28 protein-coding genes and 3 tRNA genes are annotated in these 25481 nt (G+C 64.5%); 6 read left to right on the top strand and 25 right to left on the bottom strand.

Annotated elements, in window-relative coordinates:
* Nucleotides 1-6: 6 nt before the first annotated feature.
* From QMF22_RS00155 to tilS, 15 genes are all read right to left on the bottom strand, one after another.
* Complete coding sequence (locus QMF22_RS00155) at nt 7-186, bottom strand: hypothetical protein (RefSeq protein WP_283450760.1); 180 nt, start codon at nt 184-186, stop codon at nt 7-9.
* A gap of 35 nt (nt 187-221) precedes the next feature.
* Complete coding sequence (locus tag QMF22_RS00150) at nt 222-368, bottom strand: hypothetical protein (RefSeq protein WP_283449063.1); 147 nt, start codon at nt 366-368, stop codon at nt 222-224.
* An 8-nt stretch (nt 369-376) separates the two neighbouring features.
* Nucleotides 377-1903: a lysine--tRNA ligase gene (gene lysS, locus QMF22_RS00145; protein WP_283449061.1), complete on the bottom strand. Its 1527-nt coding sequence runs from the start codon at nt 1901-1903 to the stop codon at nt 377-379.
* A gap of 50 nt (nt 1904-1953) precedes the next feature.
* Complete coding sequence (gene panC / locus QMF22_RS00140) at nt 1954-2826, bottom strand: pantoate--beta-alanine ligase (RefSeq protein ID WP_283449059.1); 873 nt, start codon at nt 2824-2826, stop codon at nt 1954-1956.
* On the bottom strand, nt 2823-3584 hold the full coding sequence (locus QMF22_RS00135) for a Rossmann-like and DUF2520 domain-containing protein (protein WP_283449057.1): 762 nt from the start codon (nt 3582-3584) through the stop codon (nt 2823-2825). Before QMF22_RS00135 ends, panC begins: the two co-directional genes overlap by 4 nt.
* Nucleotides 3581-5254 carry a PH domain-containing protein gene (locus QMF22_RS00130; RefSeq protein WP_283449055.1) on the bottom strand — a complete coding sequence of 558 codons (1674 nt, stop codon included), beginning with the start codon at nt 5252-5254 and terminating at the stop codon, nt 3581-3583. The genes QMF22_RS00135 and QMF22_RS00130 overlap by 4 nt, the downstream gene beginning before the upstream one ends.
* Nucleotides 5251-5808, bottom strand: coding sequence for a PH domain-containing protein (locus tag QMF22_RS00125; RefSeq protein WP_502846887.1), 558 nt, complete (start codon nt 5806-5808; stop codon nt 5251-5253). The genes QMF22_RS00130 and QMF22_RS00125 overlap by 4 nt, the downstream gene beginning before the upstream one ends.
* Nucleotides 5801-6274, bottom strand: a complete 474-nt coding sequence (locus QMF22_RS00120; RefSeq protein WP_283449053.1) for a DUF3180 domain-containing protein — start codon at nt 6272-6274, stop codon at nt 5801-5803. Before QMF22_RS00120 ends, QMF22_RS00125 begins: the two co-directional genes overlap by 8 nt.
* A complete protein-coding gene (folK, locus tag QMF22_RS00115) occupies nt 6271-6801 on the bottom strand; it encodes a 2-amino-4-hydroxy-6-hydroxymethyldihydropteridine diphosphokinase (protein ID WP_283449051.1) in 531 nt (176 codons plus the stop codon). Before folK ends, QMF22_RS00120 begins: the two co-directional genes overlap by 4 nt.
* On the bottom strand, nt 6798-7160 hold the full coding sequence (gene folB / locus QMF22_RS00110) for a dihydroneopterin aldolase (protein WP_283449049.1): 363 nt from the start codon (nt 7158-7160) through the stop codon (nt 6798-6800). Before folB ends, folK begins: the two co-directional genes overlap by 4 nt.
* Nucleotides 7153-8010, bottom strand: a complete 858-nt coding sequence (gene folP / locus QMF22_RS00105; RefSeq protein WP_283449047.1) for a dihydropteroate synthase — start codon at nt 8008-8010, stop codon at nt 7153-7155. Before folP ends, folB begins: the two co-directional genes overlap by 8 nt.
* Entirely contained in the window at nt 8007-8576 is a 570-nt protein-coding gene (gene folE / locus QMF22_RS00100; RefSeq protein ID WP_283449045.1) for a GTP cyclohydrolase I FolE, read from the bottom strand. The genes folP and folE overlap by 4 nt, the downstream gene beginning before the upstream one ends.
* 6 nt (nt 8577-8582) lie before the next feature.
* Nucleotides 8583-10592: an ATP-dependent zinc metalloprotease FtsH gene (gene ftsH / locus QMF22_RS00095; RefSeq protein ID WP_283449043.1), complete on the bottom strand. Its 2010-nt coding sequence runs from the start codon at nt 10590-10592 to the stop codon at nt 8583-8585.
* 82 nt (nt 10593-10674) lie between these two features.
* Nucleotides 10675-11247: a hypoxanthine phosphoribosyltransferase gene (hpt, locus tag QMF22_RS00090; RefSeq protein WP_283449040.1), complete on the bottom strand. Its 573-nt coding sequence runs from the start codon at nt 11245-11247 to the stop codon at nt 10675-10677.
* Between the two features lie 22 nt (nt 11248-11269).
* On the bottom strand, nt 11270-12250 hold the full coding sequence (tilS, locus tag QMF22_RS00085) for a tRNA lysidine(34) synthetase TilS (protein WP_283449038.1): 981 nt from the start codon (nt 12248-12250) through the stop codon (nt 11270-11272).
* A 44-nt stretch (nt 12251-12294) separates the two neighbouring features.
* On the opposite strand from tilS, the gene QMF22_RS00080 reads away from it, so the two are divergent.
* Entirely contained in the window at nt 12295-12786 is a 492-nt protein-coding gene (locus tag QMF22_RS00080) for an inorganic diphosphatase (RefSeq protein WP_283449037.1), read from the top strand.
* A gap of 186 nt (nt 12787-12972) precedes the next feature.
* Here the strand turns inward: QMF22_RS00080 and QMF22_RS00075 are convergent, their stop codons facing one another.
* The gene (locus tag QMF22_RS00075) at nt 12973-14370 is read right to left on the bottom strand and encodes a C40 family peptidase (protein WP_283449035.1); all 1398 of its coding nucleotides are present in this window, start codon (nt 14368-14370) and stop codon (nt 12973-12975) included.
* Nucleotides 14363-15697, bottom strand: coding sequence for a M23 family metallopeptidase (locus QMF22_RS00070; RefSeq protein ID WP_283449032.1), 1335 nt, complete (start codon nt 15695-15697; stop codon nt 14363-14365). Before QMF22_RS00070 ends, QMF22_RS00075 begins: the two co-directional genes overlap by 8 nt.
* Nucleotides 15698-15972: 275 nt before the next feature.
* Here QMF22_RS00070 and QMF22_RS00065 point away from each other — a divergent pair.
* The 3 genes from QMF22_RS00065 to QMF22_RS00055 all read left to right on the top strand — a co-directional run bounded on the left by QMF22_RS00065 (nt 15973) and on the right by QMF22_RS00055 (nt 16350).
* Nucleotides 15973-16045 (top strand) — tRNA-Glu (locus QMF22_RS00065).
* A gap of 85 nt (nt 16046-16130) precedes the next feature.
* Nucleotides 16131-16204, top strand: a tRNA-Asp gene (locus tag QMF22_RS00060).
* Between the two features lie 70 nt (nt 16205-16274).
* Nucleotides 16275-16350 (top strand) — tRNA-Phe (locus QMF22_RS00055).
* A 10-nt stretch (nt 16351-16360) separates the two neighbouring features.
* Here the strand turns inward: QMF22_RS00055 and QMF22_RS00050 are convergent.
* Nucleotides 16361-17536, bottom strand: coding sequence for a site-specific integrase (locus QMF22_RS00050; protein WP_283449030.1), 1176 nt, complete (start codon nt 17534-17536; stop codon nt 16361-16363).
* A gap of 185 nt (nt 17537-17721) precedes the next feature.
* Here QMF22_RS00050 and QMF22_RS00045 point away from each other — a divergent pair, with 185 nt between their 5' ends.
* The gene (locus QMF22_RS00045) at nt 17722-18429 is read left to right on the top strand and encodes a GIY-YIG nuclease family protein (RefSeq protein ID WP_283449028.1); all 708 of its coding nucleotides are present in this window, start codon (nt 17722-17724) and stop codon (nt 18427-18429) included.
* 321 nt (nt 18430-18750) lie between these two features.
* On the opposite strand, the gene QMF22_RS00040 is transcribed toward QMF22_RS00045, so the two are convergent.
* From QMF22_RS00040 to QMF22_RS00030, 3 genes are all read right to left on the bottom strand, one after another.
* Complete coding sequence (locus QMF22_RS00040) at nt 18751-19218, bottom strand: hypothetical protein (protein ID WP_283449026.1); 468 nt, start codon at nt 19216-19218, stop codon at nt 18751-18753.
* Between the two features lie 13 nt (nt 19219-19231).
* Nucleotides 19232-20107, bottom strand: a complete 876-nt coding sequence (locus tag QMF22_RS00035) for a TIR domain-containing protein (RefSeq protein ID WP_283449024.1) — start codon at nt 20105-20107, stop codon at nt 19232-19234.
* 327 nt (nt 20108-20434) lie between these two features.
* Nucleotides 20435-20611 (bottom strand): hypothetical protein, encoded by a 177-nt coding sequence (locus QMF22_RS00030; protein ID WP_283449023.1) that lies wholly within the window; start codon nt 20609-20611, stop codon nt 20435-20437.
* 140 nt (nt 20612-20751) lie between these two features.
* On the opposite strand from QMF22_RS00030, the gene QMF22_RS00025 reads away from it, so the two are divergent.
* Nucleotides 20752-21381: a hypothetical protein gene (locus tag QMF22_RS00025; RefSeq protein WP_283449021.1), complete on the top strand. Its 630-nt coding sequence runs from the start codon at nt 20752-20754 to the stop codon at nt 21379-21381.
* A gap of 80 nt (nt 21382-21461) precedes the next feature.
* Here the strand turns inward: QMF22_RS00025 and QMF22_RS00020 are convergent, their stop codons facing one another.
* The 4 genes from QMF22_RS00020 to QMF22_RS00005 all read right to left on the bottom strand — a co-directional run bounded on the left by QMF22_RS00020 (nt 21462) and on the right by QMF22_RS00005 (nt 25341).
* Nucleotides 21462-22700, bottom strand: a complete 1239-nt coding sequence (locus QMF22_RS00020) for an ABC transporter permease (RefSeq protein WP_283449019.1) — start codon at nt 22698-22700, stop codon at nt 21462-21464.
* Between the two features lies 1 nt (nt 22701).
* On the bottom strand, nt 22702-23625 hold the full coding sequence (locus tag QMF22_RS00015) for an ABC transporter ATP-binding protein (protein WP_283449017.1): 924 nt from the start codon (nt 23623-23625) through the stop codon (nt 22702-22704).
* Between the two features lie 263 nt (nt 23626-23888).
* Nucleotides 23889-24764 (bottom strand): alpha/beta hydrolase, encoded by an 876-nt coding sequence (locus tag QMF22_RS00010; protein WP_283449015.1) that lies wholly within the window; start codon nt 24762-24764, stop codon nt 23889-23891.
* A 121-nt stretch (nt 24765-24885) separates the two neighbouring features.
* Nucleotides 24886-25341, bottom strand: a complete 456-nt coding sequence (locus tag QMF22_RS00005; protein ID WP_283449013.1) for a hypothetical protein — start codon at nt 25339-25341, stop codon at nt 24886-24888.
* Nucleotides 25342-25481 lie beyond the last annotated feature (140 nt).

The raw sequence follows: 25481 nt of genomic DNA, 5'->3' as shown, positions 1-25481 counted from the left end.
TGGTACTTAGGTGACCGGTTTGTCGAGACCGAGCCGGGCGCGTTCTTCGGCTTCGATCTCGGCGTACACCTTACGTTCGGTGCGGTCGGCGCGCAGGATCGAGCGCATCAGCATCCAGAAGATGAGGCCAAGCGCAATGGTGGGTACGACCGAAAAGATCGCGTTACCCCAAAAGTTCTCAATCACACCCCCAGACTACGCGCAAAAAGCTGGGAGACCCGCTACTTGCTGAGGAGCCCGACGATGCCGCTGCCGAGAAAATAGACGCCGACGCCGCCGACGATAACCCAGATCGCGATGCGGTTCATCGACGGCGGCTTACGGCCGCCCTTGTCGGGCTCCAGCTCGTCTTTCGGTAGGAATCTCATCAGAACCTTTACTTAACCAGGGGGAAGAGGATCGTTTCGCGAATGCCCAGGCCGGTCAGGGCCATCAGCATACGGTCGATGCCCATGCCCATGCCACCGGTCGGCGGCATGCCGTATTCGAGTGCGCGCAGAAATTCTTCGTCGAGGCGCATGGCCTCCGGGTCGCCCCCGGCGGCGAGGCTCGCCTGTTCGATGAAACGTTCGCGCTGCACGACCGGGTCGACGAGCTCGGAGTAGCCGGTGGCCAGCTCGAAACCGCGCACGTAGAGGTCCCACTTCTCCACCACGCCGGCCACCGAGCGGTGACCACGCACGAGGGGGCTGGTGTCGATCGGAAAGTCCATCACGAAGGTGGGGCGCACCAGTGAACCCTTCACAAAGTACTCCCACAGTTCCTCGACGTACTTGCCGTGGATGGGGTGGTCGATCTCGATGCCCTCGCGCGCGGCGAGCGCGACGAGGTCGGCGAGCGGCGTCTCCGGGGTGATCACGATTCCGGCGGCGGCGGACAGGCTGTCGTACATACCGATGCGGTCCCAGTCGCCACCGAGGTCGAACAGGGTACCGTCGGCCCAGGTGACGACGTGCGACCCGGCGATCGCGAACGCGGCGTCCTGAATCAGCTTCTGGGTGAGGTCGGCGATGGAGTTGTAGTCGCCGTATGCCTCATACGCTTCGAGCATCGCGAACTCGGGCGAGTGCGTGGAGTCGGCACCCTCGTTGCGAAAGTTGCGGTTGATCTCATAGACCCGGTCGATACCGCCGACCACGGCCCGCTTGAGGAACAGTTCGGGTGCGATCCGCAGGAACAGCTCGGTGTCGAAGGCGTTGCTGTGGGTCTGGAATGGGCGAGCGGATGCCCCGCCGTGCATGACCTGCAGCATCGGCGTCTCAATTTCGATGAACTCGAGGTCGGTGAAGGTGCGGCGCAGGCTCGCGACGGCCTTGGAGCGGGAGAGCACGTTGGTGCGGGCCTGCTCACGGCTGATCAGGTCGAGGTAGCGGCTGCGTACCCGGGTCTCTTCGCTGAGCTCGGAGTGCAGGTTGGGCAGCGGCAGCAGGGCCTTTGCTGCGACCCGCCAGTCGCTGACCATGATCGACAACTCACCGCGGCGGCTGGAGATGACCTCTCCGGTGACGAACAGGTGGTCGCCGAGGTCGACGAGGTCCTTCCAGGCGGCGAGGGACTCGTCGCCGACGGCGGCGAGGGAGACCATGGCCTGGATCCGGGTACCGTCACCGGACTGCAGGCTCGCGAAGCACAGCTTGCCGGTGTTGCGCAGGTGCACGATGCGGCCGGCCAGTCCCACGGTGACGCCGGTGACAGCGTCCGCTTCGAGGTCGCCGAATTCGGCGCGCACGGCCGGGATGGTGTGGGTGACCGGAACCGACACCGGGTACGCGCCGCCGGCCGGGCTCGCGGCAGCGGCGTTCAGTCGGTCTCGTTTACCAAGGCGCACGGCCTTCTGCTCGTTCATCTCCGCGTCGGAGAAACCCTCGTCGTCGGTCGCGGCGGGCGTGGGATGCTGGCTCATATACTTCTTTCGTTGGTACTGTCTGTTCACAATAAAGCGGATGCTGACCCTTAGCCCAGGGTGAGCGACACGTTGTCGATCAGCCGGGCGGTGCCCACTTGCGCGGCCACGAGCATCCGGGCCGGCCCGCGATAATCGCCCGGTACCGCCAGCAGCGTCAGAGGGTGCACGATCACGAGATAGTCCAGTTTAACCAGCGGCTGGGTTGCGATGCGCGCATTCGCAGCCGCGAGGGCGGCAGTCGGGCCGGCTGGCGCCGCCTCCACCGCCGCGCTGAGCCCGGCGAACAGCGCCTGCGCCGCCGTGTGTTGCGCCTCGTCCAGGTAGCGGTTGCGGCTCGACAGGGCCAGGCCGCGCGTTTCGCGTACCGTCTCGACGACCTCGATGGCCGTGCGCACGTTGAGGTCAGCGACCATCCGCTGCACGAGAAAGACCTGCTGGCCGTCTTTCTGGCCGAACACCGCGGCATCCGGTGTGACGATGTTCAGCAGTTTTGCCACGACGGTGAGCATGCCGTCGAAGTGGCCGGGGCGCGCAGCGCCCTCGTAGAGCGAGCCGACCGGTCCGGCGGCCACCCGGGTGTCGTTGGCACCGCCGGGGTACATCTCGCGGGCGCTCGGCGCGAACACGAACGAGACGTTCTCGGCGGCCAGGGCGGCGAGGTCGGCGTCGAGGGTGCGCGGGTAGCTGTCGAGGTCTTCGCCGGCGCCGAACTGCAGCGGGTTCACGAAGATCGACACCACGACGATGTCGCCGAGCGCGCGAGCCCGCCGCACCAGCGCGAGGTGTCCGGCGTGCAGCGCACCCATGGTGGGTACGAGCACGATGCGGGTATCGCCCCCGGTCAGCGCCGCGCGGTCGCGGGCCTGCCCCAGACGGTCGTGCAGTTCGGTAATGGTACTGAGAACTTCGATGGTGCTCATTCGACCTCCCGGTCGTCATCAAACGGATGCTGTCGCTGCTCGATCTGGTCGAACCCGGCCAGGTCCAGTCGTTCGGGGCTCGTGCGCCCCAGGGCATTTTCCATCGCGGAGCGCAGCAGCGGACCAAGAATAGCCCCCGGATGCTCGAGGCCGATTCCGGTGAGCAGCTGGGTGGCCTGCTCGACGATCGAGGTGGAGAAGGCGGTGACGATCTGGATGGCTTCGGCGTAGCGGGCGCGGTCCGCCTCGGCGACGATGAGCGGTTCGCCCCCCATCTCCACGACGAGAGCCTGCCCGATCGGCAGCACCGGGCCTGGAGCGGTCACGGCGAAGTAGCTGTCGGCGAGGCGGGCCAGGTCGAGACTCGTTCCGGTAAAGGCCATGGCCGGGTGGATGGCAAGCGGAATAGCGCCGGCGGCCTGCGCCGGCGCGAGCACTGCGGTGCCGTAGCGGGAGGAGGTGTGCAGCACGAGCTGGCCGGGCTGCCAGGTGTTGGTCGCGGCGAGGCCCTGCACGAGGCTTTCCAGCTGGGCGTCGGGCACGGCGATGATGACCAGTTCGCTGCGTTCGACGACCTCGGGCACGGGCAGAATCGGCACCAACGGCAGAATGGCTTCGGCGCGGTCCCGGCTGGCTTGCGAGATCGCGGAGATGCCGACGATCGCGTGGCCGGCGCCAGCGAGCGCGGCTCCGAGAATGGGGCCGACGTGGCCGGCGCCGATGATACCGACGCCGAGGCGTCCCGGTTTGGCGTTCATTCGGTGGCCTCCGTGGCTGGCACTGGAGTCGCAGTCCGACTCCATTGGTGGCTGGTATCGGCGAGGGCCGATCGCACCGCGCCCGTCGACATCCACTCGAACAAGACGAGGGCTTCGTCAACGTCGATGACGCTGAGCGAGGCGCTGACCGGTCCAGCGACGGTGTGCAGGTCGGCCGAGGCGAGTCGCAGTCGGCGCCGAATGGCGCCCTGGCTAATGCGCACTCCCTGCATGCGCGCGAGGGGCACCAGAATGAGGTCGCGCGACAGCACGCCGCGCCGGACCAGGGCCACCGGGCCAGAGACGGCCCAGCCGGTGCGCCACCACGAGAACGGGCGCAGCCAGACGGCCCGCGCTGGGGCGTTGCTGTAGAAATCGGCAAGGCCGGCGTCACGTTTGCGGCCGCCGAGCAGGCCGTTTTCGACCAGGGCACGGTGGGCGTCGGTGTCGAACCCGGGAAGCGCCAGTTGCAGTACTTTTTCGACGTCCGCAAGGGTGCCGACCGGCAGCAGGGTGGTGCTCGTCACCGCGCCACTGCTGCGGCCGGACGCCTGCCCGGCGGTGTTGATGCTGATCTGCCACCATCCGAACTTGCGCCAGAGAATGGGTTGGGACACCTTGATGGCGTGGATGCGCCCGGGCGGCAGAGTCTGGCTGGTGGTCGAGAGCAGCCCGTAGCCCACGCGCACTCCGTCGGGGGTGCCCGCGATGCTGAATCGCAACGTCTTGGTGATGCGCGAGACGTAGTATCCGGCGCTGCCGATGAGGCCGGGCAGCACGGCTACGAGCACCCATCCGCTGCTGCCGGCGATCACGCTGATGATGAGGCCGACACCGGCCAGCAGGAGAAAGACGGTGAAACCGCTCAGCACGACCGACCCGATCAGCCGCCCCGGCGGAATGCGCACGATCGATTCCGGTGGCGCGGCATCCGGGTCCAGTTCCGGCGCCCGAAACTCGTTGAAGCGTGCGGTTGCGAAGGTGCCGAGGGCCGAGTGGGCGGCGGGCGGGCCGATCAGCGGTGGCGCCGTGCTGTCCCCGGGCAGGGGCGGGGCGGCGAGGGCATCGGGAGCGACGTCGGGCGGTGTGATGCCGGGCTGCCTGGCCTGGCGCAGGCCCGAGGCGAGGTGCAGGATATCGCGGCGCAGGTCATCCGCTAGTTTTGAGCCGAGGTAGGCGAGTTGCACGTTGCCATCTTGCCCGGCGACGGTGATTTCGACTCGGGCAGCACCGAACAGGCGGGGAATCAATGGCCGGGCCAGGTTGACGCCCTGCACCCGGTCGAGGCGGGCCTTGCGGTGACTGCGAAAAACGAGGCCGCTGCGCACTTCGACGATTTCGCCGTTGACACGAAACGTGTGCATGCGCCAGGACAAATAAAAGGCGACAAGGATGACCAGCAGAACGCCGCCGATGATGAGCAACGCCCAGCCGGTGGCCCCGCGCTGGTAGATCTCGTCGATTGGATCGCCGCCGTAATTCTCCTCACCGATGAACAGGTCGATGAGGCGTTCGCGCAGGTTGGCCACGATGAAGCCGATGATGGCCACCATGAAGATTCCGCCGCGCAGCAGCGGGGTCGCCGGGTGCAGGCGGTGCCATTCACCGTCGGTGAGGTCGGTGCGCGGTGCCGCGAGGGGCGCAGGAACCGCAGCGGCGGGCTCGGTCACAGCCCCGCCCGACGGCTCTCGGCGAGTTCGACCAGGCGGTCGCGCAGGCTTTCGGCGTCGGCCTCGGCCAGGCCGGGAATGGATACCCCGGCGGTCGCCGCAGCGGTCACGAACTTGAGATCGGCCAGGCCGAGCCAGCGTGCGACCGGGCCGCGGGTGATGTCGATGAGCTGCATGCGCCCATAGGGCACCGCGACGAAGCGCTGAAAGAGGATGCCGCGGCGAAAGAGCAGGTCGTCCGCTCGCAGCAGGTAGCCGATGGAACGCACGCGGCGGGGCTCGAAGATGAGGTTGATGATCGACAGGACGAGCACCACGATGCCGACCCACATTGCCCAGGTCTGATCCAGCAGCAGCCAGAGCAGGCTCGCTCCGCCGCAGACGACGACGGCATTCAGGATGGTGCCGACGATCTCGACCAGCACGTACTTCGGGGAGACGCGCTTCCACTCCCCAACGTCGGCGAGTTCGAGGCGTTTCGACGGCTCGGACGATTCAGGCGCCGGCAGCTGGGCCGCCGGCAGGTGCTCTTGGGGTAGATCGCGATCAGGCACGCGTGCCTCCGGACTCGTCGGTGTTGTCATCGTCGGGCGGCAGGGTGCAGAAGTGCTCGGCCACCAGACCAGCCGTGAGCATGAGAGCCGCCCCGATAGCCGTGCCGACCGCGAGCCAGAGCGACGTGACGGCAGGAACGACTGATCGGGTGAGAATGTAGAGCACGATTCCGAGGGCGGCACCCTGCAGCAGCGACGCCGACAGGGAAGTCGCCTTCGACAGCACGGCCACGCGCATCGCCCAGAACGGATCGATGCGGCGCAGCGCCTTGCGATGGCTGCCCTGGCGCACCTGCCAGGCCAGGCTGACGACGACCGCGCCCAGCAGGATGAGCGTCAGCGGCAGCGTGACCGGCGGCACAACGATCGGAGCACCGGAGGCCGCGAAGGCGATCTCGAGGAGAAAGCCGATGACGAGGCCGATCAGCAGAACGGCGAGCAGCCCGGTCGCGTGGGAGCGCTTCATTGCCCGACTCCCAGCGCAGGGTCTGCAGTATCCGCTGCCCGGTGCACGGTGTTGCCGGTGGCGGCGAGGAGGTCGCGCACCAACCCACGGCCGGGAATGAGGGCCGCGGGGTCAAGGTCGAGCCAGGGAGCGAGAACGAAGTCTCGTTCCGCTGCCCGGGGGTGCGGCAGGGTCAGGAGGTCGTCGTCGACGCTCAGGTCGCCGAACACGATGAGGTCGATATCCAGTGTGCGGTCGCCCCAACGTTCGGCGCGTACCCGGCCGTGCTCCGCCTCGATGGCGTTGACGGCGTCGAGCAGGCCGTGCGGGTCGCCGGTGTAGTCGATGGTGAGCACCGCGTTGAGATACCGTGGCGCGTTCTCGTCGACGCCGCCCGGTTTTACCGCGGCAGATTCGTAGACCGGCGAGACGGCGACGAGAGCCGCACCGGGCAGGGCGGCCAGATCGCACACGGCCTCGGCGAGGGTGGCTGCGCGGTCGCCCAGATTACTGCCGAGGGCGAGCACGACGCGTTGCGACCCGGTCATGGCCGCGACCGGGTGATCTGCACGGCCACATCGGTGAACGGCACCGTGATCGGGGCCTGCGGCTTGTGCACCGTGACCTGCACGCGCAGCGCCGGCGGGTGGGCCAGTACGACGCCCGCGATGCGCTCGGCGACGGTTTCAATGAGGTCCACCGGGTTGTGCGCCGCCGCAGCCGTGATCTCCTCGGCAAGTTCGCCATAGTGAATGGTCTGGGTCAGGTCGTCGCTCGCCGCCGCCGCGAGCAGATCCAGCCAGACGGTGACGTCGATGACGAAGTCTTGGCCGTTTTCCTTCTCGAAGTCGTAGACGCCGTGGTGGGCGTTCACCCGCAAGCCGGTGAGGGTGATCGAATCAGTCATGGGTCCATTGTGACGGACTCGGCGCGGGTCCCGGCAATTCCTCCGAGACGCGGGGCGTCGACTGCCACACACTGGCCAGTACGTTCAGGGCCGTGCGGGTCGCCGCGACGTCGTGTACCCGCACAGCCCAGGCGCCGGCCTGGGCTGCCAGCACGCTGACCACCGCGGTGGCCAGGTCTCGCTCGATGGCGGGAGCACCGACCGGCAGCACGCTGGCGAGAAAGCGTTTGCGGGACGCTCCGACCATGACCGGGAGGTCGAGTGCGGCGAAAGCGTCGAGCCGGTGGAGGAGCTGCCAGTTGTGTTCGGTCTTTTTGGAGAATCCGAGGCCCGGGTCGAGCACGATTCGCTCCCGGGCCACTCCGGCGGCGGTCAGCGCGTCGACGCGGGCGCTCAGTTCCGCGACGACGTCGGTGACGACGTCGCCGTAGTCGGCGAGGGTGTCCATCTGCTGAGCGTGGGCACGCCAGTGCATGGCGATATAGGTGAGGCCAGTGTCGGCGGCCACGGCGGCCATGCCGGGGTCGGCGAGTCCGCCGGACACGTCGTTGATGATGCTCGCGCCGGCTTGCGCTGCTGCGCGGGCGGTCGAGGCGTTGAGCGTGTCGATGCTGAGTTTGAGGCCCTGCCGGGCGAGCTCGGTGACCACGGGAATGATTCGGCGCTGTTCCTGCTCGGGCGACACCCGGGTGGCGCCGGGCCGGGTGGACTCGCCGCCCACGTCGATCAGGTCGGCGCCCTGGGCGTGCAGCAGCAGGCCGTGCTCGATGGCGGCATCCGTTGACGCCCACCGGCCGCCATCGCTGAACGAATCGGGGGTGACGTTGAGCACACCCATGATGAGCGTCATCCGCCGGCCGCAATCAGCGCGATGATTTCGGCGCGTGCCGTCGGCTCGGTCAGGGCGCCGCGTGAGGCCATGGTCACGGTCGAGCTCGCGCTCTGCCTGGGGCCGCGGGTTCCGACGCAGCCGTGCACGGCGTCGAGCACGACGAGCACGCCGAGCGGGTCGAGGCCGGTCTGCAGTGCATCGGCGATCTCTTCGGTGAGCCGCTCCTGCAACTGGGGCCGGGCAGCGATGGTTTCGACCACGGCCGGCAGTCGACCGAGCCCGACGACGCGGTCTCCCGGCAGGTAGGCCACGTGCGCGATGCCCAGGAACGGCAGCAGGTGGTGTTCGCAGATCGAACGAAAGGCGATGTCGCGCAGCAGCACGAGTTCACCCGTGCTTTCCCCCACCGGCACGAAGTCCGCCAGCAGGTCCTGCGGGTTCTGGTCGAGGCCGGCGAAAAACTCGGCGTAGGCATCCGCTACCCGGCGCGGGGTGCTTTCCAGACCCACCCGCTCCGGATCCTCGCCGATTGCAGCGAGGATCTCCGAGACGGCCGCCTGGATGCGCGCCCTGTCCACTGCCACGGGCGCCTAGGCGGTTGCGGGGCGGGGGTTGCGGGCCGGCGCGCGCTTCGGTTTGGTGGGAACGGCGTCACCGCTGGAGATACCTCCGTCAACGGCTGCGCCGTCGATGGGAGCCTTCGGGGCTGGCATGGCGATGGGCGGCACGTCGGAAACGGGGCGCTTGTCGCTGGAGAGCCACTGCGGGCGCGGCGGCAGCTTGTCGACGTTGGCGAAGATCTCGGCCAAGGCGGTCTGGTCGAGCGTCTCGTGTTCGAGCAGAGCAGTGGCGAGGTTGTCGAGAATTACACGGTTCTTGATCAGAACCTCGTAGGCCTCGTCGTGGGCGTCTTCGAGCAGCTGGCGCACTTCGCGGTCGACGCTCTCGGCGACCCGCTCGGAGTAGTCGCGCTGGTGGCCCATGTCACGGCCGAGGAAGACCTCGCCCGAGCCCTGACCGAGCTTGAGGGGACCGACGACACTACTCATGCCGAACTCGGTGACCATCTTGCGGGCGGTCGCCGTGGCTTTCTCAATGTCGTTGGAGGCACCGCTGGTCGGGTCGTGAAAGATGATCTCTTCGGCGACTCGGCCACCCATGGCGTAGGCGAGCTGGTCGAGCAATTCGTTGCGCGTGACCGAGTAGCGGTCTTCGAGTGGCATCACCATCGTATAGCCGAGAGCTCGGCCGCGCGGCAGGATCGTGATCTTGGTGACCGGGTCGGTGAAGTTCATCGCTGTGGCGACGAGGGCGTGGCCGCCCTCGTGGTACGCGGTGATGAGCTTCTCTTTGTCGCGCATGACGCGCGTACGGCGCTGTGGTCCCGCCATGACGCGGTCGACGGCTTCGTCGAGGGCCCGGTTGTCGATGAGCTGGGCGTTGGACCGCGCGGTGAGCAGCGCAGCTTCGTTGAGCACGTTGGCCAAGTCGGCGCCGGTGAAGCCAGGCGTCTTGCGAGCGAGCACCTCGAGGTCAACGCCCTCGGCCATCGGCTTGCCCTTGGAGTGCACCTCGAGGATGCGCTTGCGTCCGAGCATGTCGGGTGCGTCGACGCCAATCTGACGGTCGAACCGGCCCGGGCGCAGCAGAGCGGGGTCGAGAATATCGGGGCGGTTGGTGGCGGCGATGAGAATGACGTTGGCCTTCACGTCGAAGCCGTCCATCTCGACCAGCAGCTGGTTGAGGGTCTGCTCACGTTCGTCGTGGCCGCCACCCATCCCCGCACCGCGGTGACGGCCGACTGCGTCGATCTCGTCGATGAAGATGATGGCGGGCGCGTTCTCCTTGGCCTGGCTGAACAGGTCGCGCACCCGGCTGGCACCGACGCCGACGAACATTTCGACGAAGTCCGAGCCGCTGATGGCATAGAAAGGCACGTTCGCCTCGCCGGCCACCGCGCGGGCGAGCAGAGTTTTACCGGTTCCGGGAGGGCCGTAGAGCAACACACCCTTCGGAATGCGGGCGCCGACCGCTTGGAATTTGGCCGGTTCCTTCAGAAAGTCTTTGATCTCTTCAAGTTCTTCGATGGCCTCGTCGGCACCGGCGACGTCGGCAAAGGTGACCTGCGGGCTTTCCTTGGAGACGAGCTTGGCCTTGGACTTGCCAAACTTCATGACCTTGCTGCCACCGCCCTGCATCGAGATCATGAGCCAGAAGAAGGCACCGATCAGCAGAACGGGAAGTAGGAAGCTCAGCACGGAGAGCACCCAGTTGGGCTGGGGAACCTCGTCGGTGAAGCCGTCCTTGGGGTTCGCCGCGGTGACCGCGGTGATGATCTCTTCGCCACGCGGGGCGACGTAGTAGAACTGCACCTGCGTGCCGAGGTCGCCGCTGGCCTTGGTCAGCGTGAGGTCGACGCGCTGTTCACCGTCGACGATGGTGGCTTCGACGACGTTGCCCGACTTGAGGTAGCTGAGACCCTCTTGCGTCGAGACCTCGCGGAATCCACTCATGGTGATGAGGCTTGACCCCACCCAGACGGCGATGACAGCGAGCACAATGTAGAGAATCGGGCCGCGGAGTAGCTTCTTGACGTTCATGGTGACCTCAGGCTAGCGCTCGATTACAAAGGAATGCCGTGTGTTCGCCCAAAGGAGAACTTAGGCGCGGTGCCGGGCGTTGTTAGAGCGCGGACGCTGCAACGGTGGAGTAGACGTGCGGGGCGAGAATGCCGACCGAGCGCAGGTTGCGGTACTTCTCGTCGTAGTCGAGGCCGTAGCCCACCACGAACTTGTTCGGAATGTTGAAACCCACGTATTTCACGTCGATGTCGACCCTGGCGGCATCGGGCTTGCGGAGCAGGGCGCAGATCTCAATGGATGCCGGACCGCGCGTTTTCAGGTTCGCCAGCAGCCACGACAGGGTCAGGCCGGAATCGATGATGTCCTCAACGATGAGCACGTTGCGACCAGAGAGGTCGGTGTCGAGGTCCTTCAGAATGCGTACGACGCCGCTGGACTGCGTTCCGGAGCCGTAGGAACTGACCGCCATCCAGTCCATGGTCACCGGGTGGTGCAATTCGCGGGCCAGATCGGCCATTACCATGACCGCGCCCTTGAGCACGCCGACCAGCAGCAGGTCGGCGCCGGCATAGTCGACTTCGATCTGGCGTGACATTTCAGCCAGGCGAGCCCGAATCTGCTCCTCGCTGATCAGGATCTCGGTGAGGTCGCCGTCAATGTCGCGAGGTTCCATGTGGGAGGAGCAGTCCTTTGTGTCAGGTGGGTCCAGGCGCGGAAAAGATCAAAATGCCGTCCTGCCGTACAACTCTAATACCTGGCAGGCTGAGCGCCCCCTGTCCGTGCCACTCGGTCACGAGCGCCGCCACGGCCAGGGTCTGCACTCTTGTCAGCCACACACCGTTCCTCGCCTCGACTCCGAACCGAATCACCCGCTGCCGTACAGCCGCCGGCAGGGCTGCCAGCAGGTCCGCCGAGATCCTGCCGCTGGCCCAGTGTTCCTTCAGCATCGTGCGCGCCAGCTCGTCGAGGGCGTCCGCATCTTCCCGCAGGGCCTCGGCGGTGCGGGCGAGCGCCACGGCGACCCCGGGGCCGAGTTCGTTCTCCAGCAGTGGCAGCACCGTTTCTCGCACCCGCACCCGGGTGTAGCGCGGGTCGAAGTTCTGCGGGTCGCTCCACGGCTCGAGGCCGGCATCGACGCAAAACTGCCGGGTTTGCGCACGACGGATGCCCAGCATCGGCCTGAGAATCCGCCCGGTGCGCGCCGCCATGCCTCGCAGGCTCGTCGCCCCGGAGCCGCGAGCGAGGCCGAGGAGCACCGTTTCGGCCTGGTCGTCGAGGGTGTGGCCGAGCAATACGCCGACGGCCCCGGTTTGTTCCATCGCCGCGTCGAAAGCGGCATAACGCATCGTGCGCGCCGCCGCCTCCGGGCCGGAACCGTCATCGTCGATCGTCACGCGCAGCACGAGCACTGGGTCAAGGCCGAGACCGCGGGCGGTGTCTGCGGCCCGCGCCGCGACATCCGCTGACCCGGTTTGCAGGTTGTGATCAACGATGACCGCGCCGGCACGGATACCCACCCGCCCGGCTTCAAAAGCGGTCGCGGCGGCGAGCGCGAGCGAATCGGCGCCGCCGCTCAGGCCGACCAGGATGAGGCCCTCCAGCGGCAGCAGCTCGCGCACGGCCCGGCGAATGTCGGCGACGGCCGGGGTCAGACGCGGGCGCCGGGGAGATTCCATCCAGTAACGTTAGCGGCAGACTTTGATCAAGGGAGAAACCAGCCATGGCCGAATATGACGCAGTCATCGAAATTCCTCGCGGGAGCCGCAACAAGTATGAGGTAGACCACGAAACAGGTCGCGTGTACCTCGACCGAGTGCTCTACACGAGCTTCATGTACCCCACCGACTACGGCTACTTCGAGAACACGCTCGGCCTCGACGGCGATCCCGTCGACGTTCTCGTGCTGCTCGACTACCCGCTGTTCCCGGGCGTTGGCGTCTCAGTGCGCCCCGTCGGCGTGTTCAACATGACCGACGACGGCGGAAGCGACGCCAAGGTCATCGCTGTTCCAGCCGGCGACCCGCGCTGGAACCACATTCAGGATGTCCTCGACATTCCGGAGTACACCCGCAAAGAAATCGAGCACTTCTTCGAGCACTACAAGGACCTCGAGCCGAACAAGTGGGTCAAGACGGAAGGCTGGGGCGACGCCGCCGAAGCCAACCAGATCGTGGTCGACGGCATTGCGAAGCTGGCCGCTGAGGGCCACTAGCCCCCAGCACTGACCAATCCCCCCTGGCCGACCAGGGGGATTCGTTTTGCCAGTGGGCCCGCTCGCCGGGGCTAATTCAGGAAATCGGCCGGGTAGGAACGCGACTCGGGCACTGGTCCGCCGGTCATTGCGCGATTTCCCGAGCATTTCCTGAATAAGCCACCGGGCGGCCTATCTGGCGCGGCGTTAAGCGGCCGGGCGACCCACGTAGGGCGCGACAGCCCAGGACGACCAGATGCTGTGCACACGCACTCGGGCCGAGGGGTTGGGCGCTTCGAGAACCTGCCCGTTCCCCGCGTAAATCGCCACGTGGTAGTAGTTGCCGGGGCTGCCCCAGAACACCAGGTCACCCACCTGCACCTGGGCGAAGGAAACGAGCTTGCCCTGGCTGGCCATGGTGTTGTACTGGTTCGTAGCCGAGTGGGTGCCGATGTAAATGCCGGCTGCTGCGTAGGCGGCTTTGGTGAGGCCGGAGCAGTCCCAGGCATCTGGGCCGGAGCCGCCGAAGACGTAGCGATCGCCGAGTTGGGCGTTGGCGAACGTCAGCGCGGTGGCGACGATGCCCGCGTTGGGCACGGCGACGGGTGGGGACGGCGTGGCCGGAACGGACGGCGCAACCGAACCCGAACCCGAACCAGAGCCCGAGCCCGATCCAGAAGCCGACCCCGACCCCGATCCAGTCCCCGAGCCGGCTGTCGCTGCGGCGTCGCGCGCGGCCTGCGCGGCTGCGGCAGCCGCTATGGCAGCAGCGGATGCCTGCGCCTCTGCAAACGCGCTGGCCGCGGCGGCCGCGTCCTCACCGGCGTGAAAGCTGCGTTCGGCCTCGGCCGTGGTGTCTTTGAGCAGGGCGAGCTGTTCGAACAGTTCACTCGACTTGCGTTGCTGAGTGTCGTAGGCGGCCTCCGCTGCGGTCGAACTGGCCGTGGCGGCATCAAACGTGGTCTTGGACTCTTCGGTGAGGCGTTCGCGTTCCTCGGTCGCCGATGCGGCCTGCTCCCCGAGGGACTCGGCCGCGTTCTTGTCCTGCACGGCCTCGGTGTAGATCTGCTCCGACTGTTCGCTGAGCTTGCTGGCCGTTCCGAGCTGGCTGAGCAGGTCATCCGCGCTGTTGCCGTTCAAGAACAGGTTGAGTGACAGACCGCTGGCACCGGATTTGGCGAGGTGCGCGGCGATGAGGCCGGCCCGCATCTTGGATGTCGCCGCGGTGGCTTCGGCGGTTGCCGCCTGCTCGCTGAGGCTGGTTTCGCGCAGGGTGGCGGCGTCTAGAGCATCCTGCGTCACTCGGTAGGCCTCGGCCGCGATCTGCGCGGTCGTGACGGCCTTCGCTGCCTGGCTGGCCAGCCCGCTCAGCAGCTCGCCGAGAGTCGCGATCTCGGCCTGCTTGGTCGATTCGTTCTGCTTGGCCTTTTCTACGTCGTTCCAGCTCGGATAATCGGGGGCGGCGAAGGCGGCCCCGCCGGCGGCGGCAACGGATGCTGTGACCGCCGAGACCGCGCCGATCGCCACTGCCGACAGCATCCGCTTCGACTTGGTGCGTACCCGTGCGCGTGCGGTGGTGCTCGGTGCTGTTGTGCTCTTAGCCAAGTGATGCTCCCCGGTCGGCCATGAATGGAACGGGATTGATGCGGTTTCCACCAATCCACACTTCGAAGTGCAGGTGGCAGCCGTTGGCGGCCCCGGTATCCCCGGAATAGGCGATGATCTGCCCGGCGGACACTGACTGGCCGGAACGAACGTTATACCCGCCGTTTTGAATGTGGGCGTACCCGGTTGAGACGTTGTCGCCGTGGCTGATCTTCACGAAGTTGCCGTACGTGCCGAGAACGCCGGCCCAGGTGACGACGCCGGCGTGGGCGGCGTAGATGGGGGAACCGCAGCCGGTGCCGAGGTCGGTGGCGTAGTGGAAGCTGCCGCTGCACTGGCCACCGTCACTGCAGATAGTCGAGCGGGGGCCGTAACCGGCGGTGATGCGTCCGCTGGCCGGTACAGCCCAGCCGGTCATGCTCACGGAACCACCGGAGCCTCCACTGTTGGCCCGCGCCGCTGCGGCAGCTGCGGCCCGTGCCGCCGCCTCAGCCGCAACCCGGATGGCTTCAAGCCGGGCGCGTTCGGCAACTCCGGCTTCATACCCGGCTGTCGTGGTGGCCTGGGCGTCGCGCATGAACTGCAGCTGCTGTTCCAGTTCGACACTCTTGGCCTCCGACTCAGCCAGCGCGTTCGCTGCTGTTTCGGCGGCAGCCTGGGCCGCGGCGAGCGCGGCCTCGGCGGCGACGCGCAGGGTCTCCCGTTCGGATTGGGCGACTTTGGCTTGGTCACCGAGAGACTGGGCGTTGTTCGTGGCCGACTGCGCCGATTCGTAGACGTCGGAGCTGCGCTCAACAAGCTTGCTCATGTTGCCGAGCTTGGCCAACAGCAGGTCGGCGTCGGCGCCGTCCCCCTGGCCCTCCAGGAACAGGTTCACGCTGAGGTCGGTGCCACCGGTGCGGTAGAGCTGGGCGGCGAGCTGACCGGCTTGCTTGGTCGCGGCATCCGCTGTGGCTTTGCTCGCGTCGGCCTGGGTCTGGATGTCCTCGGCCCGGCGGGTGGCGTCGTCGAACTCCTGCTGAGCCACCTCGAGTTCGTTGGCGCTCTTCTCGGCTGCGGCCTGCGTCTCTTGCACCTGCACCTGCAGGCCGGCAATGAGATTCTCGATAGCGGTGACCTGCGCGGCCGCCGACGCGGTGTTCGCCTTGGCGTTTTGCAGGTCCTGCCAGGAGGGATAATCAATGGCCCTGGCCGGGGCGACGGGACTCACGAGGGTGACCAGCAGTGTCATGGCGGCCATGATGCTGGTCAGGGCCAGGGTGCGCCGGGGCCAGCGATTAGTCGCACGCCAGCGGCGGGTGGGCAGGTCAGTCCCGTGGTCGCTCACGGTTCTCGTACGAATCATTGTTTCCCAACAGGCTTATAGCAGTCGCCACGTGCGCCGAAGCAGACTCTTCAGCGTAACAAGCTAGACACGATTCACCCAGCCTTACCCGTGAATCTAACCCGCGAAATGCCCGCTGGCCCGCTCATTTACAGGCGCGGTGCGAACTGGCATTGAAAATTATTGGCCAATCGAGCGGATGCCGCGCGCGCCGATTTGGCCTTCTCCCCACAAGACCGTATGCTTACTCTTCGGCAGCCATGAACATTGTGGCTCACGGCCCCATCGTTTAGCGGCCTAGGACGGCGCCCTTTCACGGCGTTAACACGGGTTCGAATCCCGTTGGGGCTACGCAAACTGCACGTGCACGAAGCATTACTCGAAATAGAATAGTCTTACCAAGTGCCTCGCACACAGATTCACATTTTTACATCGAGGCCCTGTAGCGCAGTTGGTTAGCGCGCCGCCCTGTCACGGCGGAGGTCGCCGGTTCAAGTCCGGTCAGGGTCGCAAAGGTAATAGCCCTTTCGAAAGGAAGGGCTTTTTTCCTTAGAAGAGGCGTTTTTCAACGCAGCTTTGGGGCCCTGTAGCTCAGTTGGTAGAGCGTTCGACTGAAAATCGAAAGGTCACCGGATCGACGCCGGTCGGGGCCACCACCGCCACTCCCTAGGAAACACTGGGGAGTGGCCTTTTTTTATGCCCATTTTCGGGCTCCGGTTCGGCCTCATTTTCCTCCAGTGAACACATTTTGAACACATTTGAAAATGGAACACTGCCATTGAGGGCCACTGCCACGGCGTCTAAGTCGTCGTCGAAGAGGTCTGCGTAGACGTCCAGGGTCATCGCGGCCGACGAATGTCCGAGCATCCGCTGCACTGCTTTTACATTTGCTCCAACGGAGACCGCGAGGCTTGCAGCCGTGTGACGAAGGTCGTGTGGTGTCACCTTCGGAAACTCGGGGTCATCCGCCTGAATCGACGCGAGGGCAGACTTGAAGCGGCGGTTTCGAAAGTTTCCACTACGGAGCACTCCGCCGTCAGGAGCCATGAAGACCAGGTCGTCGGGGTGCTTACCTTCACAACGTGCCCGAAGCGAGTCCGAGAGGAAATCGGGGAACGGCACGGAACGTCGCTCATGCGACTTCGGTGTTCCCCAAATCACGTGGCCTCGAGGATCAGATACAGCCTCGGTCACGTCAATCCGGCGCCGGTCGAGATCGATTCGTGCTGTCTTGAGGCCGGCCATCTCACCCCATCTCAGGCCGGTGTAGGCCAGCAAGATGATGACGTCGGCGTCGGGCCCGCAGGCGCGGGCAAGGCGAGCCACCTGGTCGTTGCTGAGATAGCCTCTTGAGCTCTTCACGATCCTGGGGAGGCGGACACCATCGGACGGATTGGCAGGAATGCGTTTGTCCATGACGGCGTACTTGAGAACGCCCGAGAGCACGAGATGGATCTGGCGCACGGTCGATGGTGCGAGTCGCGCGGACAGGTCAGAAACCCACGCTTGGACGTCAGCGTGGCTCACCTCCCCCAACCGCGTCGCGCCCCACCTTGGCAGTACGTGCTTGTCGAGGCCGTGTCGGTACCCGGACCGCGTCGTCGGTTTCAGCTGCACCTGCGCCTCGTACCACTGCTCGGCCCAGTCAGCGACGGTCACTCGCGACTTGGTCGGGTCGACCCATTCGCCGCGGTCCTTAGATATCTCGATGCCCGCGAGGAATCGTTCCGCATCGCGTTTCGTGGCAAAGCCACGCTTCATCGTTTGTCGGCGGTCAGGTGTGCGGTAGCGCACGAGGTAGCGCTTACCGCCGGCCGTTGTATAGGACTTGATCGTGGGCATCGAATCTCTCCATCTCGCGGAGTTTCGCTCATCTCTGTAAGGCTATACTCGCGTACTTTCTGCAGCATTGATTGCTCCTATGCGCGAGTCCGATTCGCGAGGCGGCGAGGGTCGTGTTCATGGGATCCTTTACGTGGATCGGGCGTCGCGTCGAGGTCCGCCCAAACTGCGAAAGGTTGAGTGCCTTGGCCGAATCCTGCTGGCTCTACCTGTACGAGAACAGAAAACAGAACTCTATCTATATAGGCATCGCCACCAGCATGGCTCGTGTATATCAGCGGCACAATGAGGCTGCAGAACAGCTCCGCGATGCCCCCGGCTCGGTTATCCTGCAAACGGTGGAACCCTTCAGCTCGCGCCGCGATGCACGCAAGGCGGAGGCGATCGCAATCCACGTGGCAACAATCGCTGGTACAAAAGTGTGCACCGACGACGACATCCCGCTCACCACTACCAACATCGCGGGTATCCACTCGACGACCGTACTGGGCCCAGCGATCTTCACAAAAGACGAAGCAATCCAATGGAGCTCCCTTATCAGCACGGTCATCGTGCCGATCGCCGCCGACGAGCTCGAAGGACGGCCGGCACCGTTCGGAGGGCATGGTGGTGCGTTCTTCGCAGATCGCGCACGCAAGCACTGGAACGTCGCTCAGGTGAAGCGGCCTAGGATCAGACGAATCATTGCTCTGCTGAAGGGCGGCCCAAACATAATCCTTGGCGACTGGGACGTTGACCCCGAGGGCGATTGGACACGCGACTCGGTGCACACGACCCGGGTTGCCGTTCCGCTCATCGACGCCGAACGAGATGACCCACGCGGCGAAAAGGGCAAACGTCTCGACGGCCACCACCTCAACTCCGGCGTTACCTACAGCGCTGATCTGAAGTAAGCGCAGTTCGTTCGCGGGGTCCATCAGGGTCTACCCGGTCGTACACGTCAGGATTTCCTGATGCTTACGTCTAACAGGGTGGTCCTATTGTGGCTTTCGGCGCTACGTGGCGGCTTTTTCTGATCGCTATCTGGCGCAGCGACCCGATTGGCCACGCTAAACCCGAAGACGTCAGCGTCGTATATCCCATGAGTTTCGGCACACACAGGTTACGAGACACGCCTCGCGTGTCTCGGTGTCGCCTACCAAAGCCTGGGACGTGTGGCACGCATGTCGGGTTGCTCTATGCAGCACCTGTCCTCGACCGCGGCGTCCTATTCATTACACCGCGAACGCAGTGCCGCAGATGAGGCAGTGCACCTTGGCGGCGTTCTCTTCGGGCACCTTGATCGGCTCGTTGGGGTGACATGGCGGCTCTGCAATCATCATGTCGTCCGGCTCAGTAAGAGCGTCCGGCGTTTCGATACCAAGCGAGAAAGAGCGGTCCGGTTTGAATTTCAGGCCTTTGACGCCCTTGAACATCTTTTCGACCGAGTCCTGCACATATTGGTCTATAGCGGGGCCACCCACGCCATTCATGTACTCCAGCTGTGCCGGCGTCCACCACGAGTCCGTGCCGGCAGCTTCACCGCATAGTGGACAGAAATACTGATCGACGACCTCGGCGTCTAGATCACCCTCTTGGTGGCTGAACCATTTGAATTCATGTTCACAATTCGGACACTCCCGACGCAGAAAGCCGTCAGAATCGAGCGGCAAGCCTGCGGGCACTCGGATTTCATCGTTCACGTTCTTGTTCCTCTCAGCTGTTGGTGTCTAGGAAGATCTCTTGTACAACGGGCTCGCCCGCCTCACTACGTGCCGAGACCGTCACGTCGAAGACGTCGTCCATGCCCGGGCCGCCAAACATTCGCCCCATACCCATAACGTCGATCGTCACTGACCGTCCGCCCCCGGGGATCTTCTTGATCGGCTGAAAGTCGTGCAGCTGCAATGCGGCGTCCTCCGGCAAAGAGATGTTCACATCGAGCGCGGTCTCTGTGCCGCGATTGATGATCTGCAGCTTGTCAACGCGGTTGCTGCCCTTGTTGTAGTACTTCACGTCAAAGTCGATTGCCTTGCGGTAGTTCGTGTTTGACGGGAGGCGCCGCCCGAGCGGCAACCCCTCTCCAGGAAGAGGCGGTGCCGTGAAGTCCCCGGTGCTATGCCAGTCCGTCCCCTGAAGGTCAACGTCGCATCCGGCAGTCCTAAGCCGGTTCGCCAACTCCTGACGGCGCGCCGAGTCGTTGCTAAGGCGGACGGAGTGTCGGCCGGCTATGTCACTGAAGGGACGAACGGTGCCGACCTCAACGAGAATCGTGCGCTGTGGATCACGGCCGAGCGCCATGCCTGCCTCAAAGAGAACATTCGGGCGGGCCTGTGCAGAGGGCTTCGTCTCTGGGTCCGCGTCATCGTATCCATACTGCGGCTGCAAGTACGCGATTTCGTCGGGTGTCATCAGGACGACGATGGCCGCCGCGTGGTCCAGCGCAGCATCGAGCACCTGGCCGATATACGGGGATCCCTCGCCGGTCAGCTCAACAGCGTGGCTCCACTCCATGGGGGAAAGGTTAATACTGCGCAGGAAGTCGAACATCGACTTGCGTAGTGCCTCATTTCGCCCATGCACCACGAACACTGATCGCGAGTTTGTAACCTGATCTGCCACTTCGTCCCCTGCCTTATCGCTGTGTCTAAAGGATGTCAGAAACCAGAGGAGGGTCAATATTCAGCGGTTCCTACGACACCACACTGCGCCTGTGACCTTCGCGCCAGACGACGACGTTCTGTGGTTGGTACTTGACGCACTGCGTTGGCTCCGGCGCGGGTCGCCAGTGTCTCGTATCCTCATAGTTACGAGACGTCTCGCCAGCTATTTCCGAGCTTGCCGGAACTAGACCCACCCGTCGGGTTGGGGAGTCTCACAACTATGTATCGGAACCAAGGGGAACGTTTTTGGAACCAATCAACGGTTATGAGACACCTGAAGCACCGTGACGGACCTGATTGGCTCGGCGCTGGCGTTCCGGTCGTGCTCGACCGAGAAGGTTTCCACCTCAGGGGTCTTGATGAGTACCAACGTGAAGCGCAAGGCTTTACGTGATTCCGCAACATCTGTTTTGCTCAGCCATGTCTCGGTCACGGGTTCCGCCCTCCTGACGGCCGTCCGAGGGCAGATAATTGGCTCATGCTCTCGGACCTCGCACTCCGCACTCGTGACTTGGCGGAATCCACGTTGGCTCATATTCTGGCGCCCAGTAACCTAGGCCGTAGGTAGGCGCGATGTCGACAGAGCCGCTGGTCCAGGTTGAACCGGACTACGGGAACGAGTTCGTGCCGCGGCCGTTTAGCCTCACGCCGGATGAGCTGGGTGAGCTCCCTGTCACCGTGGCGAAGGACCCCCCTCCGGTGCGTGCTTGGGTGAGATACCCAGCCGTGGCCGAGCGCGAGCGCGGCGTAGCCTTGGCGTGGACGCAACGCGCTGTGTACGTTGAGTGGGAAGCTCAGGGCATCCATCGAGTGTGGGTCTGGGCCTCTGCCGTCGAGCGCGCAGCTGACGCCGAGGCTCGTGCTGCTGTCGTAGCCGAGTCACCTCGAGCAGGTGCAATATCAGACCTCGGCACGGAACGCTTGGTTGAGCTCGTCAATGGAGAGCTCGCGCTGATCGGCGCCGAGTTTGTGCCTGGCATGTCGGAGCCCACTGGCCCGTTCAGCTCGGTGGTGTTCGGGACGATCGACGGCCATTTCGTGCATCTGGACTTCCTCACCGAACCCGCGACCGATCTGTGCGCTGTTCTGTTGGTGAGTAAGGAGTTGGAGGATCTACCCGCCCAAAGCGCAGCTCCTACATTCGAGAAAGCGATCCAGGCCTACCCCTGGGCGGTAGCGTTCGACGCACTCGAGCCGACTTAACCGTCGTGGGCGACGCTCGCCCCGCCCCGACCGAGCAGGAGGGACCGGACAAGTCCACAAGTCTTGTTGATCCCCGTGAACTACTTACGGGTGCCGCTCCGAGTAGGTCGCGCGAAGACCGTCCGGATGGAGACCTTGCTGGTGTAGGAGATTGATCCGTATCGGAAGAGGCGTGCGGCGACTTGCAGCACGACCGCGGCAAGGAGGAAGAGTTCGGTGATGACGATGGCTGCTTCCCAGCCGGCGAGGGAGCCGAACGCGTTGCGCAGCATCGCTGTGATCGGTGCCGAGTACGGGAAGTACGTGAAGATCTGTACGACGGGATTGTGTGGGTCTGACAGGACTAATGACAGCGAGTAGAGCGGGACGATCATGAGCACGATCAGTCCGGAAAACCAGCTGCCGGCATCTTTCGCGGTCGGCATGACCGCGCCGATCGCGACCAGCGTGCCGGTGAACAGGGCAAACCCACCGATCGCCAGCAGCGCTCCAACGATCATCTGCCCAGGCTCAATCGTCACGCTCGACAGATCCAGTTCGGGGATGTTCAGCGACGTGCGGAAGAACACATACGCAACCAGGACGGGAAGCAGGAATACGAGGACTTGAACGAAACCGACGATGAAGAGGGAGATGACCTTGCCGCTGATCAGCACGGTGGGATTCAACGTCGTCAAGATCATCTCCGTTACCCGGTTCTCTTTCTCCTCCAGCGTGCTGGTGAGCATTTGGTTGGAGAGCAGCGTGAAGACGAGGAAGAAGATTACGACAAAGATCAGGGGCGGGATCATGCCCAGGAATCCGGCCGCCTCGACACCGTCGGTGTAGGTCGTGGTCGTGACTGGCACGTTGCCTTGCGCTAGGGCGGTCAGGGCGGGATCGCCGATGCGATCCTGAGCGCTGGTGATCAAGATCTGGGTGGCGACGCCGGTGTAGGCGCCATTGCCGAACAATCCCTTGTCGGCGCCGTACACCTGCACCGCGGTCGTCGCTGGATCGGCCGGGTACGCAATGTGGGCCTCTTCCTTCCCGGATTTCACGGCGGTGATCGCTGCAGCATCGTCAGTGACGGCTGTCCCGCCCAGCGCGGTAGCCACGGCCGGGTCCACATACCCGGACGCGTCGCTGTAGGTGAACGTGATTTTCGCGTCGGCCTGGCTGGCGGCCGTATCGGCGGCCGACACGTTGCCGAGGATCACGAGAGCCATGACGATGCCGATCGCGATCGGCACTAGCAAGGTAATGAACCAGAACCGTTTCTTTCCCAAAGTTCGGGATACTTCAAACCCGATGACGGTGCGGAGGTTGTGCTGGGCCATCTCAGGCACCCACCATTTCGTTCTGCTCGCCATAGACGGTGACGAAGATGTCCTCCATGGACAGCTTGCTCGTCGTGAAGCTGCGGACCAGTACTCCAGCCTGGACCAGGTCGCGGAGGATAACTGCCTCGTCGATGGTGTCGGTGAGGGTGAGTTCGGCATAGTTGCGGTCCCGAGTGCTGATCTCATAGTGCGGTGACACCGGGATCTCCCCCGAGTAGCTGACCCGGATCATCGTCCCGCCGTACTGGTTTTGCACCTCGGGTATCGTCCCGTAGGCCTCCGCCCGGCCGCCCTTGAGGAGGATGACGCGGTCGCAGAGCCGTTCGACTTCTTCCATCTGGTGGGTGACCATCAGGACCGTGGCGCCGGCGCGTTTCTGCTCCTCGATAATGTCCATCAGTAGTCGCCGATTCACCGGGTCAAACCCTTTGGTCGGCTCGTCCAGGATCAGCAACTCCGGGTCGTTCATGATCGTTACTCCGAGCTGAACTTTCTGCTGCTGCCCGCCGGAGAGTTTGTCCACCCGCGAATTCGACTTGTCGCCCAAACCCACCCGCTCCAGGTAGTTCGACGACCAGGCCGATGCGGCCTTCTTGCTGAGGCCCTTGAGCTGGCCGAAGTAGGTCATCACGGTGAGGACAGATTCCTTCTTGTATAGCCCGCGTTCCTCCGGCAGATACCCCAGGCGGCTGCCGGCCTCTGGCGTGAACGGCCGGCCGTCCACGTGGAGAATCCCCGCGGTTGGAGCGTAGATCCCCAATAGCGCACGCAGGGTCGTCGTCTTTCCTGAACCGTTGGACCCGAGAAAGCCGAAGGTTTCGCCCTGCCGCACATCAAACGAAAGATCTTCTACGACCGTGGTACTCCCGAAATCCATGCGGAAGTTCTGAATATGGACGAGGGGTTCATTGTGGGGCGCCATGCCCACACTCTATCGAGGAGGTCCCGCCGCCCCATCGTCGCCCGAGTTGGCCAAGGCGGACGTAGTCGCACCGGCATTTGCACTCCGGGCTGCTGACGATACCCGACAACATTGGATCGAACTTGTCGACACACGTCCGCGATTCAGGTGCAGCCAAGCTCAGGTACCTCCCCGGAGCGAATGCCGGACAGTCTCGCGTAGAACGCCGCCCGTATGCGGAACCCCCTACGGGACGAGGGCCGCTTGAATTCGGTTGCTGCGCCTCACGTCTGTTTCGACTCAATGTCGCGGGCCCAGTCGATTATGAGTTGTAACCCGTCCGCGAAGACGGGCTCGTTCGGACGGTTTAGGAAAGCGTGGAAGCTATCGGGAAGCACGTGGTAGTTCGCTGCGATCCCGGCAGCTTGAAGTTCCCTGACGAACTGACCGCCGGACGCGCGCATCGAGTCGCGGTCCGCGTCGATCATGAGCGTCGGAGGGAAGTCGTGCAGGGGGTGCCCCCCGGGAAATGCGTGCGCTTCCAACATTGTGCTCCGCGTGCCCACGTAGTGGAGATTCGTCAGGTTGAGAAGTGTCGGCGTGTGGACAAAACGTCGTTTGCCACGAAGGCGACGGCGCAAAGTGCTCGCCCGTTTCGGGAGGGCGGCATGGAACAGTCCGTAGGCAAAGAAGACGCCTGCGAGAGGTAACGCCCCCTGATCCGCCATGCGAAGCACTGCGCCGGCCGATAGACACGCACCGGCGCTTGCACCGCCCAGAATCACCCCGGTGGGAGCCTCGAGCTGAACCGCCCGCACCACTGCAACGACATCGTCGACCGGGACCGGATAGTGGACTGCCGGGCTCCTGCAAAAACCACTCGAAGACCACCGAAGCCTTGCGAGAGTCGCGAGCCGATAGTCAACAGTAACGACATGGAATCCCGCCCCAGCCAGCGATCGAGCGACGTCATGAGACTCGGGCTGGTCGAGGTTGCCTTTGAAGAATCCACCTCCGTGAATCCACACGATCGGTGCGGATCTGAGTGGAACCATGCCGATAGGCGGCGAATAACGTCGGACGGGTATGGGGCCGTGGGGCCCCTGGATCATGCTGTTGATCGAGTTAACAGGCTTCATCCTCAGGTCGCGCGGCTTCACGTTCTCACCGCGTCGGGCCCGACATTTGTAGAGAACGTGTTCTGTCGCCTTTCCGCATGTGCGAATGGGACGGCAGAACTGGTGCAGCTTCGGGATGCTGCCAGCTGCGTGCAGACTCGACTCACACCAGCGCCGGCTGGCGATTCGCTGCTGTGCGGATACCGACAACGGCGAGGACGAGTAGAGCGACCCCGCTCAAGGAGTAAAGGACTGCGCCTGTGGGTACGTGGACGCCACCCGACACGGCGAACGTGTCCGCGACGTCCATACCAAGCGAAAACGACCCCAAGAAGTAGGCCGGCGTCCCGCCGGCAATCACCAAAAGATGCCCCATAATTACGGGAACGCGTCCGACGCGCCCAGTAAGTCCGAGGATGCTCAAAACTAGAACCAGCACGAGGCCAACGGAACCCCACACAATCAAGCCAATCACGGAACCAACGACGTCCACTCCCGCGTCACCAAGTCCCGCGACGATCTGCTGATACCTGAGCCCCGGGACGGCGGCTTCTGGATCCCACACGGCAATCGTCAACACCATCACCGCCGCATACACACCCACGATGACCGGCCCCACCCAGAATGAAATATGTCTCGCCCCGGGTTTAATGGAGGTTCTTGATCACCCGGAAAGGTTGAGAATCATGCCAGCACTGAAGAAGTATCCGCCGGAGTTGAAGGAGCGAGCGGTGCGCCTGCTGCTTGCCGCTCGTGAAG

Origin of the sequence: Cryobacterium sp. PH31-L1 (genome assembly GCF_030063145.1) — a bacterium.
Lineage (GTDB): Bacteria > Actinomycetota > Actinomycetes > Actinomycetales > Microbacteriaceae > Cryobacterium.
The sequence above is the reverse complement of the archived record's forward strand: the minus strand, read 5'-3'. Positions and strand labels throughout refer to the sequence as shown.